Annotated in this window: 19 protein-coding genes; 6 read left to right on the top strand and 13 right to left on the bottom strand. The window is 65.0% G+C overall.

Going from position 1 to position 17,968, the window contains the following annotated elements; translation table 11 throughout:
* Nucleotides 1–7 precede the first annotated feature (7 nt).
* From ccoG to surE, 9 genes are all read right to left on the bottom strand, one after another.
* Entirely contained in the window at nt 8–1,447 is a 1,440-nt protein-coding gene (ccoG, locus tag HW932_RS01290; protein ID WP_176974693.1) for a cytochrome c oxidase accessory protein CcoG, read from the bottom strand.
* A gap of 18 nt (nt 1,448–1,465) precedes the next feature.
* Nucleotides 1,466–2,365 (bottom strand): cytochrome-c oxidase, cbb3-type subunit III, encoded by a 900-nt coding sequence (gene ccoP, locus HW932_RS01285; RefSeq protein WP_176974692.1) that lies wholly within the window; start codon nt 2,363–2,365, stop codon nt 1,466–1,468.
* Nucleotides 2,352–2,570, bottom strand: a complete 219-nt coding sequence (locus tag HW932_RS01280) for a cbb3-type cytochrome c oxidase subunit 3 (protein WP_012970006.1) — start codon at nt 2,568–2,570, stop codon at nt 2,352–2,354. The genes ccoP and HW932_RS01280 overlap by 14 nt, the downstream gene beginning before the upstream one ends.
* Nucleotides 2,563–3,363 (bottom strand): cytochrome-c oxidase, cbb3-type subunit II, encoded by an 801-nt coding sequence (ccoO, locus tag HW932_RS01275; RefSeq protein WP_176974691.1) that lies wholly within the window; start codon nt 3,361–3,363, stop codon nt 2,563–2,565. Before ccoO ends, HW932_RS01280 begins: the two co-directional genes overlap by 8 nt.
* 17 nt (nt 3,364–3,380) lie before the next feature.
* Nucleotides 3,381–4,814: a cytochrome-c oxidase, cbb3-type subunit I gene (gene ccoN, locus HW932_RS01270; protein WP_176974690.1), complete on the bottom strand. Its 1,434-nt coding sequence runs from the start codon at nt 4,812–4,814 to the stop codon at nt 3,381–3,383.
* Nucleotides 4,815–4,954: 140 nt separating this feature from the next.
* Nucleotides 4,955–5,971: an RNA polymerase sigma factor RpoS gene (rpoS, locus tag HW932_RS01265; protein WP_176974689.1), complete on the bottom strand. Its 1,017-nt coding sequence runs from the start codon at nt 5,969–5,971 to the stop codon at nt 4,955–4,957.
* Between the two features lie 30 nt (nt 5,972–6,001).
* Nucleotides 6,002–6,919: a peptidoglycan DD-metalloendopeptidase family protein gene (locus tag HW932_RS01260; RefSeq protein WP_176974688.1), complete on the bottom strand. Its 918-nt coding sequence runs from the start codon at nt 6,917–6,919 to the stop codon at nt 6,002–6,004.
* A 92-nt stretch (nt 6,920–7,011) separates the two neighbouring features.
* Nucleotides 7,012–7,680: a protein-L-isoaspartate(D-aspartate) O-methyltransferase gene (locus tag HW932_RS01255; RefSeq protein ID WP_176974687.1), complete on the bottom strand. Its 669-nt coding sequence runs from the start codon at nt 7,678–7,680 to the stop codon at nt 7,012–7,014.
* The gene (gene surE, locus HW932_RS01250) at nt 7,680–8,429 is read right to left on the bottom strand and encodes a 5'/3'-nucleotidase SurE (protein ID WP_176974686.1); all 750 of its coding nucleotides are present in this window, start codon (nt 8,427–8,429) and stop codon (nt 7,680–7,682) included. The genes HW932_RS01255 and surE overlap by 1 nt, the downstream gene beginning before the upstream one ends.
* 136 nt (nt 8,430–8,565) lie before the next feature.
* Between surE and HW932_RS01245 the strand changes: the two genes are divergently transcribed.
* From HW932_RS01245 to lgt, 3 genes are read left to right on the top strand one after another with little or no spacing between them, the layout of a single operon-like run.
* Nucleotides 8,566–9,120, top strand: coding sequence for a Smr/MutS family protein (locus HW932_RS01245; RefSeq protein ID WP_176974685.1), 555 nt, complete (start codon nt 8,566–8,568; stop codon nt 9,118–9,120).
* A 37-nt stretch (nt 9,121–9,157) separates the two neighbouring features.
* The gene (locus HW932_RS01240; protein WP_176974684.1) at nt 9,158–11,107 is read left to right on the top strand and encodes a hypothetical protein; all 1,950 of its coding nucleotides are present in this window, start codon (nt 9,158–9,160) and stop codon (nt 11,105–11,107) included.
* Nucleotides 11,108–11,123: 16 nt separating this feature from the next.
* Nucleotides 11,124–11,954, top strand: a complete 831-nt coding sequence (lgt, locus tag HW932_RS01235) for a prolipoprotein diacylglyceryl transferase (protein ID WP_176974683.1) — start codon at nt 11,124–11,126, stop codon at nt 11,952–11,954.
* A 73-nt stretch (nt 11,955–12,027) separates the two neighbouring features.
* Here lgt and rpsT read toward each other — a convergent pair whose 3' ends face one another.
* Nucleotides 12,028–12,291 carry a 30S ribosomal protein S20 gene (gene rpsT / locus HW932_RS01230; protein WP_012969996.1) on the bottom strand — a complete coding sequence of 88 codons (264 nt, stop codon included), beginning with the start codon at nt 12,289–12,291 and terminating at the stop codon, nt 12,028–12,030.
* Between the two features lie 182 nt (nt 12,292–12,473).
* Here rpsT and murJ point away from each other — a divergent pair, with 182 nt between their 5' ends.
* Nucleotides 12,474–14,012 carry a murein biosynthesis integral membrane protein MurJ gene (gene murJ / locus HW932_RS01225; RefSeq protein ID WP_176974682.1) on the top strand — a complete coding sequence of 513 codons (1,539 nt, stop codon included), beginning with the start codon at nt 12,474–12,476 and terminating at the stop codon, nt 14,010–14,012.
* A gap of 60 nt (nt 14,013–14,072) precedes the next feature.
* Here murJ and HW932_RS01220 read toward each other — a convergent pair whose 3' ends face one another.
* From HW932_RS01220 to parE, 3 genes are all read right to left on the bottom strand, one after another.
* Nucleotides 14,073–14,381 (bottom strand): helix-turn-helix domain-containing protein, encoded by a 309-nt coding sequence (locus HW932_RS01220; protein WP_176974681.1) that lies wholly within the window; start codon nt 14,379–14,381, stop codon nt 14,073–14,075.
* Nucleotides 14,378–14,677 carry a DNA-binding protein gene (locus HW932_RS01215; protein ID WP_176974680.1) on the bottom strand — a complete coding sequence of 100 codons (300 nt, stop codon included), beginning with the start codon at nt 14,675–14,677 and terminating at the stop codon, nt 14,378–14,380. Before HW932_RS01215 ends, HW932_RS01220 begins: the two co-directional genes overlap by 4 nt.
* An 81-nt stretch (nt 14,678–14,758) precedes the next feature.
* Nucleotides 14,759–16,663 (bottom strand): DNA topoisomerase IV subunit B, encoded by a 1,905-nt coding sequence (parE, locus tag HW932_RS01210; protein ID WP_176974679.1) that lies wholly within the window; start codon nt 16,661–16,663, stop codon nt 14,759–14,761.
* 122 nt (nt 16,664–16,785) lie between these two features.
* On the opposite strand from parE, the gene HW932_RS01205 reads away from it, so the two are divergent.
* Together HW932_RS01205 and ispA are read left to right on the top strand one after the other, a co-directional pair.
* Nucleotides 16,786–17,028 carry an exodeoxyribonuclease VII small subunit gene (locus HW932_RS01205; RefSeq protein ID WP_176974678.1) on the top strand — a complete coding sequence of 81 codons (243 nt, stop codon included), beginning with the start codon at nt 16,786–16,788 and terminating at the stop codon, nt 17,026–17,028.
* On the top strand, nt 17,021–17,914 hold the full coding sequence (gene ispA, locus HW932_RS01200) for a (2E,6E)-farnesyl diphosphate synthase (protein WP_176974677.1): 894 nt from the start codon (nt 17,021–17,023) through the stop codon (nt 17,912–17,914). Before HW932_RS01205 ends, ispA begins: the two co-directional genes overlap by 8 nt.
* Nucleotides 17,915–17,968: the final 54 nt, after the last annotated feature.

Raw genomic sequence — 17,968 nt, 5'->3', positions numbered from 1 at the left:
TCGCCCCTCAATCGGAGCGCGGTTCGGGGCCGACGAAGACGCTCTCACGCTCGGTCAAGGCCGGCTCGCCCGTCGTTCGTTCGGCCTCGATCCGGAAGACGATCGGCTGCTGTTCAGATTCGAGCGCCTCACGAGGAATGCGAACGAACACGGTCGCCGGCGTCACACCGCCCGGCATCGTCTCGATCGGCTGCTCGGCGCCGACGAGCGTCAAGTCGTCATGCCCCGTGGCGCGAACCGTCACGGCCAGCGGCTCATGAGTCTTGTTGAGGATCTTGAGGGTATATTTGTTCTGAATCGAGCCATCGCTTTGAAGCACGAACAGCGGCGCGCGCTCATGCAGCACCCGCAGTTCGAGCGGGTCGAGCGAAGTCAGGCCATAGAGAATGCCGGACAGCGACAGCCCCAGGATGAGCACATAGACCCAGACGCGCGGCCTGAGCCACAACCGACTGGTCGAACGCCCTTCGAACTCGTCGAGCGAGGCATAGCGGATGAGTCCACGCGGCCGACCGACCTTGTCCATGACCTGATCGCAGGCATCGAGACAGAGCGCACAGGTGATGCAGCCCTCCTGCTGACCGCGCCGGATGTCGACCCCGGTCGGACAGACCGCCAAGCACTGATTGCAGTCGACGCAATCGCCGGTCGTCCGTTCTCCCTCGTCCTCGCGCTTGACCCGACCACGCGGCTCGCCGCGCCGCTCGTCATAGGTCGGCACGATGGTCGAGCGGTCGAGCATCACGCCCTGGATGCGCGCATAGGGACAGAGCCAGAAACAGGTCTGCTCGCGCAGGAAACCGGCCAGGACATAGGTACCGGCCGTAAAGAGCGCGACCGTGACATAGGCCGCACCATTGGCCTGACCGGTGAAGAAGGTCCACCACAGCGTCGGCGCGTCGGTGAACCAGGACACAAAGCTGAAACCGGTCAGAAAGCCGATCAGGAGCCAGAGACCGTGCTTGATGGCTCGAACCTTGAGCTTCTCGCGGCTCATCGGCGCCGCATCGAGCTTGCGCCGCGCCGCCGGCGGACCCTCCAGCCGCTCCTCGATCCAGGTGAAGACATCGGTCCAGACGGTCTGGAAGCAGAAAAACCCGCACCAGACCCGCCCGACGAGCGCCGTCATCACCGCCAGCAGGATGGCGAAGAACAACAGCAGCAGCGACAGCATCCAGAAGTCCTGCGGCAGCACTGTCACCGAGAACAGATGGTATTGACGATTCGGGATGTCGAACAGCACCGCCTGTCGTCCGTCCCAGCGCAGATAGGGACCGAGCAGATAGATCAGCCACACTGAGGCCATGGCCCACTTGATGGTGCGCCAGCGGCCCGGAATCCGCTTGGCATGGATGGTCTGGCCGCCGGCATTGACGTGCCAGTCGTCGGCTTCGGCGTAGAGCGCGTCGACCGAGACCGGCGCGGTCGATTCAGGATCGGTATTCAATTGGGTCACATCCAGACGTCACATCCCGCCACCGAGCGAATGGACATAGACGACCAGCTTCTTGATGTCCTGCTCGCTGAGTTTGCCCGCCGGCTCGGCAAAGGCGGGCATCACGGCATTGCGGCTCTCGGGGACGTCCTTCTGGTTGACGCCATAGAGGATGGTGTGACGCGCACTTTCGAAACCACCCGGCTCGAAGCGCCAGATACCGTCGCGCAGATTGGCTGCGCCCACGCCGATGAAGTCGCCATTGGGCAGGTCGACCACATGGCCGTTGGCGGTCTGACCATGACAGGCCACACAGCCCTTGGTCTTGAAGAGCGTCCAGCCGGCCTCGCTCCCGCCCTCGCCGCCGGTCTCGTTCATCTGGACGACCCAGTGGGCGAGCGTATCGACCTCGGGCTCGGTGAGGATGGTCTTGTGCGCCGGCATCAGCGACTGACGCCCGCCCGTGATGGTCTCGGTGAGCTTGGCCGTGGTGCCGCCATAGAGCCAGTCGTCGTCGGCGAGCACCGGATAGCCCGGATTGCCCTGCCCGCCGCTGCCGTGACAGGCGGCGCAGTTGTCGCCGAACAGCACCTTGGCCGAGGCCAGTGTGTACTGCTTCAGCCCCGGATCGGCCAGGATCTGATCGGCGCTCAACTCGCGGATCCGGTCCTCGAATTCGGCGCGCTTGGCCTCGATGCGCTCGACGCCCTGCTCGTACTCTTTGATCTGGGTCCAGCCGAGCAGGCCGCGATTGGCATCGTCACCGACCGGCCAGGTCGGATAGAGGATCGAATAGCCGACGACCCAGATGATCGACAGCCAGAACCCCTGCATCCACCAGCGCGGCGGCGGATTCTTCAGCTCGCGGATGTTGTCGTCCCAGACATGCCCGGTGTTGTTCTCGCCTGGAAAGGGATTATGGTCGGCCATCGTGATCTCCGGAGGGCGCGTCGTCCTCGTCCTCGAACGGGATGTGCTTCCTGGATTCGAGCGACTCCCGGTTCTTGGGACGAAAGACCTGAAAATAGGCCAGGATCATCAGCAGAAAGATGACGACGGTCAGGATGGTGCCGATCCAGTCGTTGACCGTCATCGCCTCCCAGTCGGTCGCGAAATACTCGATGAGGCTATTCACGATAGGCCTTGGCGTCATCGAGCTTGACCATGGTGCCGAGCACCTGGAGATAGGCCACCAGGGCATCCATCTCGGTCTTGCCTTCGAGCAGGAACTCGGCGGCGGCGATGTCGGCCTCCGTATAGGGCACGCCGACCTGTTGCATTCCCCGCATGTGACGCTGCATCCGCGAACCGGTCCCGGCCGGCCAGAGCGTGAAGCCGAACACCCGCAGCGACATGTCCGGATCAGCCGCCGTCTCGTCGAGCCAGGGATAGCTGGGCATCACCGACTCGGGCACCAACGAACGCGGATCGTACAGATGCCGGCGCTGCCAGTCGTCGGAATACTTGCCGCCGACGCGCGCCAGATCCGGGCCGGTGCGCTTCGAGCCCCATTGGAAGGGATGGTCGAACATGGATTCGGAGGCAAGCGAATAATGCCCGTAGCGCTCCTTCTCGTCGCGGAAGGGCCGGATCATCTGCGAATGGCAGAGATAGCAGCCCTCGCGCTGATAAATGTCGCGCCCGGCCAGCTCCAGCGCCGTGTAGGGCCGCACACCGTCGCCCGGCTGCCAGTTCCATTTCACCTTGCCGGCGTCATCCAGAGTGACGATGGGTTCCTTGCCCGCCTTGTCCCAGACGATCTCGGGGAAGGCGTTGTGCTCCATAGTGTTCTTCAGATAGAACAGGGGCACGATCTCGACCAGTCCACCCACCGAAAGCACCAGCGCGGTGGCGATCAGCAGGCCCCAGATGTTGACCTCCAGCCATTCCTGAAAGCTCTTGACGCGAACCTTGGCTCTGTCGCTCATGTCGATACTCCTCCCGATCAGGCCATGGCCGGGAGGGCGCGCGCCTGTTGCAGGCGACCCTCGACGACGGATTTGCGCACGGTCATGAGCACGTTGAACAGCATCACCGCCGCGCCGAACAGGAAGAGTCCGCCGCCGACGGCGCGCATGGCGTAATAGGGATGCATGGCATCGACCGACTCGACGAAGGTATAGGCCAGGGTGCCGTACTCGTCATAGGCGCGCCACATCAACCCCTGCATGATCCCGGACACCCACATGGCGACGATGTAGATCACGGTGCCGATGGTCGCGGTCCAGAAATGCAGGTTGATCAGGCGCTCGGAGAACATCTCAGTGTGATAGAGCCGCGTCATCAGATGGTAGATGGCCCCGATCGAGATCCCGGCCACCCAGCCGAGTGCACCCGAATGCACATGGCCGATGGTCCAGTCGGTGTAATGCGAGAGCGCGTTGACGCTCTTGAGCGCCATCACCGGCCCCTCGAAGGTCGACATGGCATAGAAGGCGAGCGCCATGATCAGGAAGCGCAGCACATAGTCGGTGCGCAGCCGGTCCCAGGCGCCGGACAGCGTCATCATGCCGTTCACCGCCCCGCCCCAGGACGGAATGATCATGGCCAGCGAGATCGCCGCCCCCAGCGAGCCGGTCCAGTCCGGCAGCGCCGTGTATTGCAGATGATGCGCACCGAGCCAGACATAGCCGAACATCAGCGCCCAGAAGTGGATCACCGACAGCCGGTAGGAATAGACCGGACGCCCCGCCTGCTTGGGCACGAAGTAGTACATGATGCCGAGGAAGCCGGCGGTCAGATAGAAGCCGACCGCGTTGTGCCCCCACCACCACTGGATCATGGCGTCCTGCACCCCGGAGAAGATCGAGTAGGACTTGAAGAGTCCGACCGGGATCGCCAGGCTGTTCACGACATGCAGATAGACGATCATGATCATCATGCCGAGGAAGAACCAGTTCGACACATAGATGTGCGAGGACTTCCGGATGGCGATGGTCATGATGAAGTTGAAGGTGAAGGCCAGCCAGACGACGGCGATCAGGATGTCGATCGGCCATTCCAGCTCGGCGTATTCCTTCGACTGGGTCAGCCCCAGGGGGAGCGTGAGGACAGCGAGCACGATGACCGCGTTCCAGCCCCAGAAGGTGAAGCGCGCCAGCTTGTCGCTCCAGAGCCGCACCCCGCAGGTGCGCTGGACCGAATAGAAGGCCGTGGCCATCAGGGTACAGCCGCCAAAGGCGAAGATGACGGTGTTGGTGTGCAGCGGTCGCAGCCGCCCGAAGGAGAGATAGGGACTGTCGAAGTTCAGGAACGGCCAGGCCAGTTCCGAGGCGATGTAGACACCGAAGCCCGCGCCCAGGACCAGATAGACCACGGCCATGATCGTGAACCAGCGCACGATATCGAAATTGTACTTCTGCTCCAGACTGGCTTGCATGGACCCTCCCGAAACCATTGGACACAGCACGAAGGCAAGGAGGCCATCCGGCCTGGAACGAGGCGACCGCGATCCGGCGGCGTCGATCGGCGAATCTCAATGGATCGCGTGTCGAAAGTCAACCCGCGAATCGTCAATGCTTATTTGAAGAAAGACTCGACCGAAAACCCTTCGCTTTCGAGGATATCGCGCAACCGGCGCAGGGCGTCCATCTGGATCTGACGCACACGCTCGCGAGTGACGCCCAGCTCGCGCGCGACGCTTTCGAGCGTCGAGTTCTCGTAGCCGTGCAGACCGAAACGCCGCTCGACCACCTCGCGCTGTTTCTCGTTGAGCAGCCCGAGCCAGTGCTCGATGTTGACGTGGATGTCGTCGTCCTGGATGCGATCGGTGGGATCGCTGGAGCCGTCGTCCTGGAGCATGTCGACCAGCGGCTTGTCTGCGTCCTTGCTGTAGGGCGTGTCGACCGAGGTGATACGCTCGTTGAGGCCCAGCATCCGCTTGACCTCGTTGATCGGACGGTCGAGCAACTGGGCGATGTCCTCGGAGGTCGGATCATGATCCAGGCTCTGCGCGAGCGTGCGCGACGCCTTGAGATAGATGTTGATCTCCTTGACCACATGGATCGGCAGGCGCACGGTGCGCGTCTGATTCATGATCGCGCGTTCGATGGTCTGGCGGATCCACCAGGTCGCATAGGTCGAGAAGCGAAAGCCGCGCTCGGGGTCGAACTTCTCGACCGCCCGGATCAGCCCGAGGTTGCCCTCCTCGATCAGATCCAGCAGCGGCAGCCCGCGATTGAGATAGCGCCGCGCGATCTTGACCACCAGGCGCAGGTTGCACACGATCATGCGCTGACGCGCCGCATTGTCGCCGGCCTGGGCGAGTCGGGCGAAATGGATCTCCTCCTCGGCGGTCAGGAGCCGGGATTCGCCGATCTCGTTGAGATAGATCCGGGTGGCATCGAAATCGGCCTCGGAGGCCTCGATGGGGCGCTCTTCGGCGGCGCTCGACGAGTCGCCGTCGAGCAGCTTGAGATCGTCCGAGTCGGAGTCATCGGAATCGATGGAGTCCGAATCCCCGTCCAGCAGCGGCAGGGATTCGCTATCGATCTCGGACAGATTGTCAGGGGTCTCGCGGTCTTTGGCGCTCGACATCCACATCCTCCGGCGCGCGGGACGAACTGTTCAAGGGCGCGCGGGCAGATAGAGGATCGGGTCGACGGCTTGGCCATGACGACGAACCTCGAAATGCAGCAGATAGGCGCCATCCGCGCCCTGCCCGACCTCGGCCACGACCTGCCCCCGATTCACACGCTCGCCCTCCGTGACCAACAGCCGGCGGTTGAAGCCATACGCGCTCAGATACTTTTCACTGTGTTTGACGATGATAAGGTTGCCGTATCCCTTGAGTCCACTCCCGCTGTAGACGACCCGACCGTCGGCGGCGGACTTGACCTGATCTCCCGACCGACCGCCGATGCGGATCGCGTGTCGGGTACGATCGCCCTCGCTGTAGGTCTGCACCAGCGGGCCGGTGAGCGGCCATTCCCAGTCCACGCCCGAGGGGCCGCGCCGGCTGCCCGGCCCCTCGCGTGTCGGCGTCCTGGCGGCGGGACGCGATCTTGCCCGAGGTTTGGCGGCCTTGGTCGCCTGGGGCGTTTCGGTCTTGGGCGTCTGCTCAGCGGTCCGGTTCACGGGAGTCCGACCCGTCTCGGGCTGGTCGGTCGGCGTGGAGACCTCGCTCGGGGCCGTCCGGGGCGCGTCCGCGAGCAGGGGCGCCGGCGGTTTGCGCACCCCCTTGGGCGAGCGATCATCCGGCGGCGCGATCCGCAACAGGGTATCGGCATAGATGGTGTAAGGCGGCTCCAGCCGATTCCAGCGCACGAGTCGACGCTGATCGATCCCGAGTCGCTGCGCGATCAGACCGAGACTGTCGCCGCTTCGGACCAGATAATAGCCGTCGGGCGCCGGACCGGACCAGTATCGGCCATGGAGCGATTCCGACGTTCTGGAGGCACAACCGGCGATCAGCAGCGTCAGGGCCAGCCCCAGCAGCGACGGGACGACCGGCATCCGCGTGTCGCGCGGTTCGTCTCGGCTCATAGCTGGGGTCGATCGCGGATGGAACAAGATCAGGTCGAGGCTCCCATCATCCAGTCAGGACTCCCAGGCGCATCGGGCGGCGCGTCCCGGATTCAGGCGACTCCAGCCAGCAGGGGTACGAAGCTGGCCGGTTCCAGGATCTCGTGACCGAAGCCGCCGCGCGCCAGCCGCACCAGCCGCACCAGACTCTGGCGCGGTCCCTCGCCGATCGGCAGCACCATGATCCCGCCGGGCGCGAGCTGCTCGGCGAGCGCACGCGGGATGCCTCGCGGGGCGGCGGTCACCATGATGGCCTGATAGGGCGCGTACTCGGGCCAGCCCTGGGCGCCGTCGCCATGACGATAGCGGACATTGCGCATCTTCAACGCGCCGAGCCGTTCCTGAGCGCGCTCGAACAGCTCGCCGACGCGCTCGACGGTGTAGACGCGCCGCACCAGCGAAGCCAGAACGGCGGTCTGGAACCCTGAGCCGGTGCCGATCTCCAGCACGGTGTCGGGCGTACCGTGCTCCAGCAGGGCCTGGGTCATGCGCGCCACGGTATAGGGTTGGGAGAGGGTCTGACCATGTCCGATCGGTAGCGCCGAGTCCTCGTAGGCACGGCTGGCGAGCGCCTCGTCGACGAACAGATGACGCGGCAACTCGCGCATCACGCGCAGCACCTCGGGTGAGTCGATCCCGGCGTCCATCAGACGCTGGATCAGGCGCTCGCGCGTGCGCCTGGAGGTCATGCCAATGCCCGGATCGAGCAGGGTCGCGGTCATCACAGGCATCCGGTCAGCCAGGAACCGAGCGACTCCAGGGCTGAATGGCGGGTCAGGTCGACCTGTAGCGGCGTGATCGAGACAAAGCCCGAGCGCACGGCGTCGAAGTCCGTGCCGGGTCCGGCGTCCTGTTCGGGACCGGCCGGTCCGATCCAGTAGATGAGCCGGCCGCGCGGATCGCGGGCCTCGACCACCGACTCGGCCTTGTGCCGATGTCCCAGCCGCGTGGCCTTGAAGCCCTGGAGTTCGGCATAGGGCCGATCCGGGACGTTGACGTTGAGGATGATGTTGGATTCGAGCGGGTTCTGACGCAGACGCTCGACCAACTGGACCGCCACGCGCGCGGCGGTGTCGAGGTGCTGGGGCGCACTCGAAGCCATGGAGACCGCGATCGAAGGCAGTCCCAGAAAGCGCCCCTCGGTGGCGGCGGCGACCGTGCCCGAGTAGAGCACATCGTCACCCAGATTCTGGCCATGATTGATGCCGGAGACCACGATGTCCGGCTCGATTGAGGGCAATCCGGTGAGCGCCAGATGCACACAGTCGGTCGGTGTGCCGTCGACCTGGATGAAACCGTTGGGCATGCGCTTGGCGCGTAGCGGTCGGTCGAGCGTGAGCGAGTTGCTCGCGCCGCTGCGGTCGCGTTCGGGGGCCACGACCACCACCTCGCCCAGGGCCGTCAGGGCCTCGGCCAACACGATCAAGCCGGGTGACTGATAGCCGTCGTCGTTACTGACAAGGATTTTCATCGTTTCTTCGCGAGTCTCTTGGTATCGCCGAGGATCATACTCTACGGACGCTGATCGGGCATCCCGACATCGTCGACCGATCGTGGGGCGGCTATACTCGCTCCCCAAGCGTGCCCAGACAGCCCCAATCCAGCCGATGAAACCCACACTCCAGGACGCCGACCGCCAGCTCTTCCGCGAACAGGTCGAGGACGCCGAGCCTTTGTCGTTCGAGAGCACCGAGCCCTTTCGCCGCCGTCCGCCGCCGGTGCCCCGTCCGCGCCCGATCGAGGCGCCGGAAGGTGACGAGCGGGTCGCGCTCGCCGAGTCCGAGGTCGAGACCCACGACTATCTGTTCTTCGCGCGCCCCGGCGTCCAGAACCGGGTGCTCGCCGACCTCCAGCGCGGGGCCTTTCCGGTCGGGCTGGAGGTCGATCTGCATGGACTCCAGGCTGAGCACGCGCGTCAGATCCTGGCCGAGTTCCTCACAGAATGCGCCCATCGGCGGGTGCGTTGCGCGCGCATCATCCACGGCAAGGGTTATCGTTCCAGCGGACGTGCGCCCGTGCTCAAGAGCAAGGTCAACTACTGGCTCAGACTCTATGATCAGGTGCTGGCCTTCTGTTCGGCGACCCGTCGTGATGGCGGAACCGGAGCGGTCTATGTGCTGCTGCGTAATCCCAACAAGGCGTCCAGGGCGCGCATGGACTGAGCGGGGACGGTGGCTCGGCATGTGGCTTCGACGCTCGATGGCGCTGCTTACCCTGAGTCTTGCTGCAACTGGAATCGCACCGGCGGACACGCCGATCCTGGGGCTGGCCTATCAGCCCTATGTCGGACACTGGAGCGCACGACCGGACAACCCCTATGCGCCCGGAGACTTCCATGTGCCGGCCTTCAACAGCTATGTCGGCGGCATCGATGTCGAGCATCCGGCCCGCTTGCTGTGGGCGGCGACCCAGACCCTGCGTCTGACGTTCGACGAAGCGGGACGGCTCCAGGACGTCTCGGCCGAAGGTTCGCTGGCCTTTCAGCCCGAGGCACTGCGCGGACAGGACGCCATCGCCTGGAGCCACACCAAGACACGTTTCTTCGAGGATCGCACACCCCAGACCGTCAGCGGCGTTGATCACGCAGCCTCGGTCTATCGACAGCTCGATGTCCTGCGCCAGGCTGCCGGCGGAGCGCCGCTGACACTCGCGACCTATGGCACGGGCTTTCAGGCCGGCTACTGGCGTCAGGTCGACGGACGGGACTCTGTCGCCCTGCCGTTCTGGACCGACCGTCGCCTCCTCGAACTCCGTCCCGGCGAGACCACGCCCTATCAGAGACGCGAGACCACCGATGTGGTCTTTCTCTTTCCGCCGATGGCCGTCCATGTCAGACCCGCACCCGAGCGCATTCGGGTCGAGACCGCCGGCACGCCTGGACAGGATCTGCGCGTGGTCGCCATCCATCAGGCATTGTTCGAGCCGGCGAATCCGACCGACCCCGAAGCTCGGCTCAATCCCGGGTTCTTCGCCGGTGACGCCAATGCCCAGATCGCACTCGCGGCGGCTGAGATCAACGCCCAGGCCGGTCGGCGCCTGCTGACGATCAAGCTCGGCGTCGACAACATCCAGGTCGCCGGCACCCTGGTGAACGACCGGATGCGCTTCGCGATCCTGTCCGCGCTCGCCCAGGCCCAGGTCGCCAACGCACGCTTTCCGGGGACCGTCACCCATCTGATTCTCACCAACGAATACGCCCAGCCCTGGAGCGGGCCGGACGGACAGCCGAGTCCGACCGAACAGATCACATCCATGTTGAAGTACGCCAGAGCGCAGATGGCGCCGGGCGCGGCCTTCGCCGGACTCGATCTGCGGCTCGGTGCGCGCGGACATCGCTTTCGACTGGCTGATCCGAACGCGAACGATCCGGCACGCGCCCGCTTCGGACGCGAGGTCGCCGCCCTGCTCGCGGAGTCGGATTGCGTGATGGAGAATCTCTACCCCAGTCCGGAGGCGGTCGAAGCGGCTTCCCAAAACGGTCAGTGGTCGGTCTATTTCGATCCCGAGCAGGGTGAGCTCGGCCATAAATGGCGCCAGCTCGAACGAACGATCCGGACGCTGGCCGGCGAGCGGTCGATCGAGATCATGATCGGCGAGATCGGCCATCCCACCGACGGCATCGCCTTCAATCTGCCCGGCTATGTCGAGGATGGAGCGCCGATCCGTCCGGACACGGCCTTCGCCGCGATCGCCGACCGGCTCGATACCGCCGGCGCACAACTCGACGATGGCGGTCTGGCCATCGCTCGGCGCTATTTCAACCCGGCCCTAGCCAGCGCCTTCGTGCGCGAGGCCGTCACCTGGTCGCGGACCACGGGTGTGCAGATCCATCTGTTCGAAGCCTTCGACGAACCCTGGAAATCCTCGCCGAACCTTCCAAAAGATGAACGCGCGGCCAGACGCGCCCTACTCGGCCGCTCCGGTCCCTATGGCGCTGAATCCAATTACGGACTCTTCGGTTACAGTGGCGTCTCAGAGCTACGACCGCTGCCGCTGCGTCCCGCCGAGATCGCGCCTGGCTCCCAGCTCGCACCCCAGTTGCCTGACGGCATGCACTGGAACGGAGCCTTCGAGGGACAGTTCTTCCTCAAGCTGCCGGACCTCGATTTCGCCGCCCTGGCCCACTCCTTCACCACTACCGCACCGTGATACCATCCGCGACCATATGCTGACCTATCCCGACATCGACCCCGTCGCCCTCGCCCTTGGCCCGATCAAGGTCCATTGGTATGGCCTCATGTATCTGATTGGCTTCGCGCTGGCCTGGTGGCTCGGGCGCTGGCGCGCGCGCCGCCCCGAGTCCGGCTGGACGACCGAGATGGTCGACGATCTCATCTTCTATGGCGTCCTCGGCGTCATCGTCGGCGGACGGCTCGGCTACATGCTGTTCTACGGCTTCGATCAGATCCTGGCCAATCCGCTGAATCTGCTCAAGGTCTGGGAAGGCGGCATGTCCTTCCATGGCGGGCTGATCGGCGTTCTGGTCGCGATCGGGCTGTTTGCGCGCCGTCATGGTCTGCACTTCTTCCAGGTCGGCGACTTCCTCGCGCCCCTGGTGCCGACCGGGCTACTGGCCGGGCGCATCGGCAACTTCATCAATGGCGAACTCTGGGGGCATCGCACCGAGTGGCCCTGGGGGTTTCAACTTTCCTGCGAGCGTTTTCCGCGTCAGTGTCTCGACCAGCCGGCCGACACCCTGCTGAGTCCGGCCGTGCACGCCTCTCAGCTCTACGAGGCCGCACTCGAAGGACTGGTACTGTTCGCCGTGCTCTGGATCTTCTCCAGCCGTCCGCGACCGATGATGGCGGTCTCGGGGCTGTTCCTGCTGGGCTATGGCGGTTTCCGCTTCCTGGTCGAGTTCGTGCGCGAACCCGATGCCCACATCGGCTATCTGGCCTTCGACTGGCTGACCATGGGGCAGATCCTGTCGCTGCCGATGGTGCTCGCGGGTGCGTTGCTGCTCGCTCTGGCCTATCGTCCGCGAAAGACGGCCTGAGCGCGATCTGGCAGGCAACAAAAAACCGGCTCAAAGGCCGGTTTTTTGTGTCTTCGCGTGAGCGTCTTCGCGATCAAGCCATGGCCTTGATGTGGGCGTTCAGACGGCTCTTGTGACGCGCGGCCTTGTTGGCGTGGATCAGGCCCTTACGAGCGGCGCGGTCGATACGCGGCACGGCGTCCTTGAACGCCTGAACGGCCGCTTCCTTGTCTTCGGCGCGGATCGCCTTGATCACCTTCTTGATGAAGGTGCGCAGGGTGCTGCGCTGAGCCATGTTACGCTGACGACGGTCTTCCGCCTGACGGGCGCGCTTGCGCGCTTGAGGTGAATTAGCCAACTGAGTCTCCCGAGAATTCGATGTCTGACGCGGTCGAGGTAAAAACGATGAAACCGCGTGGAGGGTCGGCCAGCACAAGCGGGCCACACCGAACGCGGTTTTAGACGGCGCAGTATTTCGGATCGGAGCACGATTGTCAATTATAATCAGCGCCTTTTCCTGTCTGGAGCCGCCTCCGATCCATGGCCTCGCTGGTTGCCTCGTTCGCCAAGGTGGGCGGCGGAACGCTGTTGTCGCGTATTCTGGGATTCGTGCGGGATCTGACCATCGCGCGCGTGTTCGGGGCTGATGCGGCGACCGATGCCTTCTTCGTCGCCTTCAAGATCCCCAACTTCGCGCGCCGGCTGTTCGCCGAGGGCGCCTTCTCGATGGCGCTGGTGCCGGTGCTCAACGACTATCGCGAGCGACAGGGACTGCCGGCGCTCAAGTCCTTCGTCGACGACCTGACGGGCACGCTGGCCGCCGCGTTGCTGCTGATCACCGGACTCGGAATCCTGGCCGCACCGCTGCTGATCCTGGCCTTCGCGCCCGGCTTCGGCGCGGATGCCGATCAGTTCACGCTGGCCACGACGCTGCTGCGGCTCACCCTGCCCTATCTGTTCTTCATCACGCTCGCCGCGCTGGCCAGTGCCCTGCTCAATACCTATGAGCGTTTCGGGGTGCCGGCCTTCACTCCGGCGCTGCTCAACATCGTCCTGATCGGTTGCGCGCTGTGGCTGGCGCCGTTGCTGGAGACGCCGATCCTGGCGCTCGCCTGGGGCGTGCTCGTCGCCGGGCTGGTGCAACTGGCGTTTCAACTGCCCTTTCTGGCACGGCTCGGGCTGTTGCCGCGACCGCGCTTCAAACCGCGCGATCCGGGCGTGATCGCCGTTTTCAGGCGTCTGGGGCCGGCGGTGCTCGGCGTGTCCGTGGGCCAGATCAGCCTGCTGCTCGACACCCTGCTCGCCTCGGTGCTCGTGACCGGCAGCATCTCCTGGCTCTATTACTCGGACCGGCTCATGGAACTGCCGCTCGGACTGCTGGGCGTGGCGCTGGGCACGGTGATCCTGCCGCGTCTGTCGCAGCGTGAAGCGGCGCAGGATTCCGAGCGCTTCTCCGACACGCTGGACTGGGCCTTGCGGCTGGCGCTGCTACTCGGTCTGCCGGCGGCGGTCGGACTGCTGGTGCTGGCCGAGCCGGTGATGGCGACGCTCTTTCTGTCGTCGGAGTTCGGTGCAGAGGATGTCACCCAGGCGGCGTACTCGCTCATGGCCTATGCGCTCGGCATCCCGGCCTTTCTGGCGATCAAGGTGCTGGTGCCCGGCTATTACGCCCGGCAGGATGTGCGCACGCCGGTGCGACTGGCGCTGATCGCGCTCGGTGTCGGACTGGCGCTGCATCTGCTGCTCATGGTGCCGCTGGGACATGCCGGGCTGGCGCTCGCAACGTCGCTCACGGCTGCACTCAATGCCGTCCTGCTGCTGCGCGGACTGAGGCGATCGGGCATCTATCGACGGCATCCTGGCTGGAAGCGCCTGTTCGCTCAGACGTTGCCGGCCAGTGTGGGGATGGGGCTTGCGCTGCACTGGGGTCTTGGAGAGCGTGCCGACTGGATGCTTGCGGACGCCTGGACGCGGATACTGGAGCTGACAGGCTGGATTCTGGCGGGCGGATTGGTTTATGTAACGCTCTTGCTCGTCGCCGGACTGAGACTGCGCGATCTGCGTGAGTGTCGTTGTTGATGGGTATTTCTGCCCTACCAGACAGCAACTTGTCAGCTTGACAGTCCCTGCGGAGGCGGCTCAGGCCGCCAATTCAGTCAATACCTCGGGGTGCTTGGCGACGATCTTCAGAAGACACAGCACCGCGCCCGGCGGCGTGAATCGCCCCTGCTCCCAGTCACGCAAAGTTGCCACGGGCGTCTGAATCAGGTCGGCGAACTGAGGCTGCGAAAGCCCCAGCGCCTGACGCGCGGATCTGACGAGCATCTGCTCCGGGGTCGTGGTGCGCGCGACGAGGCCGTCGCGCATCTCGGCCAGACTCTCACGCAGACCCGGCAAGGCTTCACCCGCGTCCTGTTCGATGGCGTTGGCGATCTGGTCGATGTTCATCGAGCGGCCCTCAGTATGTCGTTGGGTTGGATGTTGGACTGATCCGACTTCGCATAGATCGCGACCAAACAGAGCACGCCTTGCGCCATGAAGTTGAAGTAGATCACGCGCACGCCGCCGCGCTTACCTTTCGCTTGAGCCGCCCAGCGCACTTTCCGCGCACCATCGGCGCCTGGGATCACGTCGCCGGCCAGTGGGTTCCGGGCGATCCAGGTCACGAAATCGAGCCGCTCGTCTTCCGACCAGATGGCGTCGGCCTGCTTCTGAAAGGTCGGAGTTTCGATGACGGTTTGCATGGGTCGCATCGTACGGGAATCCCGTATCATGCACAATCCCCTGACACTCGACACCGGCGCAGATCCATCAGATTGCCCCGATCAGGACACCTCGGCCAGATCCCCCTTCTCCTGCAACCAGGCCCGCCGGTCCGCCGCGCGCTTCTTGGCCAGCAAGCGGTCGAGCAGTTCGTCGGTCTCGCGGTCGTCGTCGATGGTGAGCTGGACCAGACGGCGCGTGTCGGGATGGATGGTGGTCTCGCGCAGTTGCGCTGGGTTCATCTCGCCCAGGCCCTTGAAGCGCTGCACATTGACCTTGCCCTTGATCTTCTCGGCGGCGATGCGGTCGAGGATGCCCTTCTTCTCGTCGTCGTCGAGCGCGTAATAGACCTGCTTGCCGACATCGATGCGATAGAGCGGCGGCATGGCGACATAGACATGCCCCTCGGCGACCAGACGCCGGAAATGCTTGAGGAAGAGCGCGCACAGCAGGGTGGCGATATGGGCGCCGTCCGAGTCGGCATCGGCTAGGATGCAGATCTTGCCGAAGCGCAACCGGCTCAAATCATCGCTGCCCGGATCGACGCCGATGGCCACGGCGATGTCGTGCACCTCCTGCGAGGCCAGCACTTCCTCCGGCGCGACCTCCCAGGTGTTGAGGATCTTGCCGCGCAGCGGCAGGATGGCCTGGAACTCGCGGTCGCGCGCCTGCTTGGCCGAGCCGCCGGCCGAGTCGCCTTCCACTAAAAACAGCTCGCCGCGCTCGGGATCGGTCGCGGTGCAGTCGGCGAGCTTGCCCGGCAGGGCCGGACCCTGGGTGATCTTCTTGCGCGTGACCGTTCGCCCGGCACGCAGCCGCGCCTGAGCTGCGCCGATCGCCAACTCAGCGATGCGCTCACCCTCGGCCACATGCTGATTGAGCCACAGGCTGAACGAATCCTTGACCACACCCGAGACGAAGGCCGCGCACTCACGCGAAGACAGCCGCTCCTTGGTCTGGCCCGAGAACTGCGGGTCGAGCAGCTTGACCGACAGGATGTAACTGACGCGGCTCCAGACATCCTCCGGCGCCAGCTTGACCCCGCGCGGCAGCAGATTACGGAACTCGCAGAACTCGCGCACGGCTTCGGTCAGCCCGGTGCGCAGACCATTGACATGGGTGCCGCCCTGCACCGTCGGGATCAGGTTGACATAGCTCTCGGCGATCGGCTCGCCGCCGCCGGACTTGGGCGGCTCGGGCAGCCAGACCAGCGCCCAGCTCGCCGCCTCGGTGCGTCCCTCCATGTCGCCGACGAAGGGTTCGGACGGCAAGGTCTCGACGCCGTTGAGCGACTGGAGCAGATAGTCCTGAAGCCCATCCTGATAGCACCAGACCTGCTCCTCGCCGCTGGTCTCATCGCGAAAACGCACCTCCAGCCCCGGACAGAGCACGGCCTTGGCCTGAAGCAGATGGGTCAGCGGACGCACGGCGAACTTGGGTGAGTCGAAATAGCCGGGATCGGGCCAGAAACGCAGCCGCGTCCCTCTATCGTTGCGCTTGACCGTGCCGACCACATCCAGATCGCTGACCTTGTTGCCGTCCTTGAAGGCCATGTTGTATTCCTGGCCGCCGCGCTTGACCCAGACCTCCAGATGGCGCGAGAGCGCATTGACCACGGACACGCCCACGCCATGCAGGCCGCCCGAGAAGCGGTAGTTGTCCGAGTTGAACTTGCCGCCCGCGTGGAGCTTGGTCAGGATGACCTCGACTCCAGGTCGCCCCTCCTGCGGATGGATGTCGACCGGCATCCCGCGCCCGTCGTCCTCGACTTCCAGCGAGCCATCGGCATGGAGCGTCACCGAAATGCGCTTGGCATGACCGGCGAGGGCTTCGTCGACGCTGTTGTCGATGACCTCCTGGGCCAGATGGTTGGGACGAGTGGTGTCGGTGTACATTCCGGGGCGTTTGCGCACCGGATCGAGGCCCTGGAGGACTTCAATGGCTGAGGCGTCGTAATGGCCGGTCATGGACGGGCGGATCTTCCTGAAGGCTGAAAGGGTTGAATCTGAGAGTCGCCGGAGCGGTCGCGCTGGTTTGACCGCTCAACCGAGCTACGGTACCGTACCTGCAAACCCGGATTCAAACCCAGATGAAACAACCCAAGACCCCGCCCCCACCGTCGTTCGAACAGTCACTGACCGAACTGGAAGCCGTCGTCGACGCCCTGGAGCAGGGCGAGATGACGCTCGAAGACTCGCTCGCGGCCTTCGAACGCGGAATCGGCCTGACCCGCGTCTGTCAGCAGGCGCTGGAAACCGCCGAGCAGCGGGTGCGGATCCTCACCGACGCCCGGCCGGACGCCGAGCCAGAGCCATTCGACGCCCATGACTGATCACACCCTGGATGACTTCCGCGCGCGCTGTGGTGCGCGCGTCGAGACCGCGCTCGACCAGATCCTGCCGCCCGTGAGCGTGCAGCCGTCGCGCCTGCACGAGGCCATGCGCTACACGGTGCTGGCCGGCGGCAAGCGCATCCGTCCGCTGCTCGCCTATGCCGCCGGCGAGGCGCTCGGACTCGAGGCCGCCCTGCTCGACCGCCCGGCCTGCGCCGTCGAGATGATCCATGCCTATTCGCTGATCCACGACGATCTGCCGGCGATGGACGACGACGACCTGCGGCGCGGGCGTCCGACCTGTCATCGCGCCTTCGACGAGGCCACGGCGATCCTGGCCGGCGACGCGCTCCAGACGCTCGCCTTCCAGGCGCTGGCCGAGGCGCCTGGGCTGAGCGCCGAGTCGCGCGTCGGCATGGTCGCGGCACTGGCCCGCGCCAGCGGGGCGCGCGGCATGGTCGGCGGTCAGGCGATGGATCTGGAAGCCGAGGGCAGCCCGCTCGATCTGGTGCAGCTTGAGAACATCCACATCCACAAGACCGGCGCCCTGATTCGCGTCTCGGTGCAGATGGGCGTGCTGGCCCATGGCGAACTGGATGCCGACAAAGCCGAGCGGCTCGACCATTACGCCAAGTGTCTGGGGCTGGCGTTCCAGATCCAGGACGACGTGCTGGATGTCGAGGGCGACACCGCCCAGATCGGCAAGACCGCCGGCCGCGACCAGGCACTCAACAAAGCCACCTATCCGGCGCTGGTCGGTCTGGCCGAGGCCAAGGCCATGGCCAATCAGCTCATCACCGAGGCCATCGAATCCGTGTCGATCTTCGGCGAGCGCGCCCAGCCGCTGGTCTGGATCGCCAACGCCCTCCTGGGACGCAAGCACTGACCGAATACACGGGAGAGGGGATGCACGGCGACATTGAACCGCCGCCCCTCGAAC

Source organism: Allochromatium humboldtianum (assembly GCF_013385175.1).
GTDB lineage: Bacteria > Pseudomonadota > Gammaproteobacteria > Chromatiales > Chromatiaceae > Thermochromatium > Thermochromatium humboldtianum.
Note: the sequence above shows the minus strand (reverse complement) of the source record. Positions and strands in the feature narration are given on the sequence as shown.

Coding starts and splice junctions, on each gene's coding strand:
- ccoP (WP_176974692.1), bottom strand. CDS start 2,365: ATGGCCGACCATAATCCCTTTCCAGGCGAGAACAACACCGGGCATGTC.
- ccoO (WP_176974691.1), bottom strand. CDS start 3,363: ATGAGCGACAGAGCCAAGGTTCGCGTCAAGAGCTTTCAGGAATGGCTG.
- ccoN (WP_176974690.1), bottom strand. CDS start 4,814: ATGCAAGCCAGTCTGGAGCAGAAGTACAATTTCGATATCGTGCGCTGG.
- rpoS (WP_176974689.1), bottom strand. CDS start 5,971: ATGTCGAGCGCCAAAGACCGCGAGACCCCTGACAATCTGTCCGAGATC.
- HW932_RS01260 (WP_176974688.1), bottom strand. CDS start 6,919: ATGAGCCGAGACGAACCGCGCGACACGCGGATGCCGGTCGTCCCGTCG.
- HW932_RS01255 (WP_176974687.1), bottom strand. CDS start 7,680: ATGACCGCGACCCTGCTCGATCCGGGCATTGGCATGACCTCCAGGCGC.
- surE (WP_176974686.1), bottom strand. CDS start 8,429: ATGAAAATCCTTGTCAGTAACGACGACGGCTATCAGTCACCCGGCTTG.
- HW932_RS01245 (WP_176974685.1), top strand. CDS start 8,566: ATGAAACCCACACTCCAGGACGCCGACCGCCAGCTCTTCCGCGAACAG.
- HW932_RS01240 (WP_176974684.1), top strand. CDS start 9,158: ATGGCGCTGCTTACCCTGAGTCTTGCTGCAACTGGAATCGCACCGGCG.
- lgt (WP_176974683.1), top strand. CDS start 11,124: ATGCTGACCTATCCCGACATCGACCCCGTCGCCCTCGCCCTTGGCCCG.
- murJ (WP_176974682.1), top strand. CDS start 12,474: ATGGCCTCGCTGGTTGCCTCGTTCGCCAAGGTGGGCGGCGGAACGCTG.
- HW932_RS01220 (WP_176974681.1), bottom strand. CDS start 14,381: ATGAACATCGACCAGATCGCCAACGCCATCGAACAGGACGCGGGTGAA.
- HW932_RS01215 (WP_176974680.1), bottom strand. CDS start 14,677: ATGCAAACCGTCATCGAAACTCCGACCTTTCAGAAGCAGGCCGACGCC.
- parE (WP_176974679.1), bottom strand. CDS start 16,663: ATGACCGGCCATTACGACGCCTCAGCCATTGAAGTCCTCCAGGGCCTC.
- HW932_RS01205 (WP_176974678.1), top strand. CDS start 16,786: ATGAAACAACCCAAGACCCCGCCCCCACCGTCGTTCGAACAGTCACTG.
- ispA (WP_176974677.1), top strand. CDS start 17,021: ATGACTGATCACACCCTGGATGACTTCCGCGCGCGCTGTGGTGCGCGC.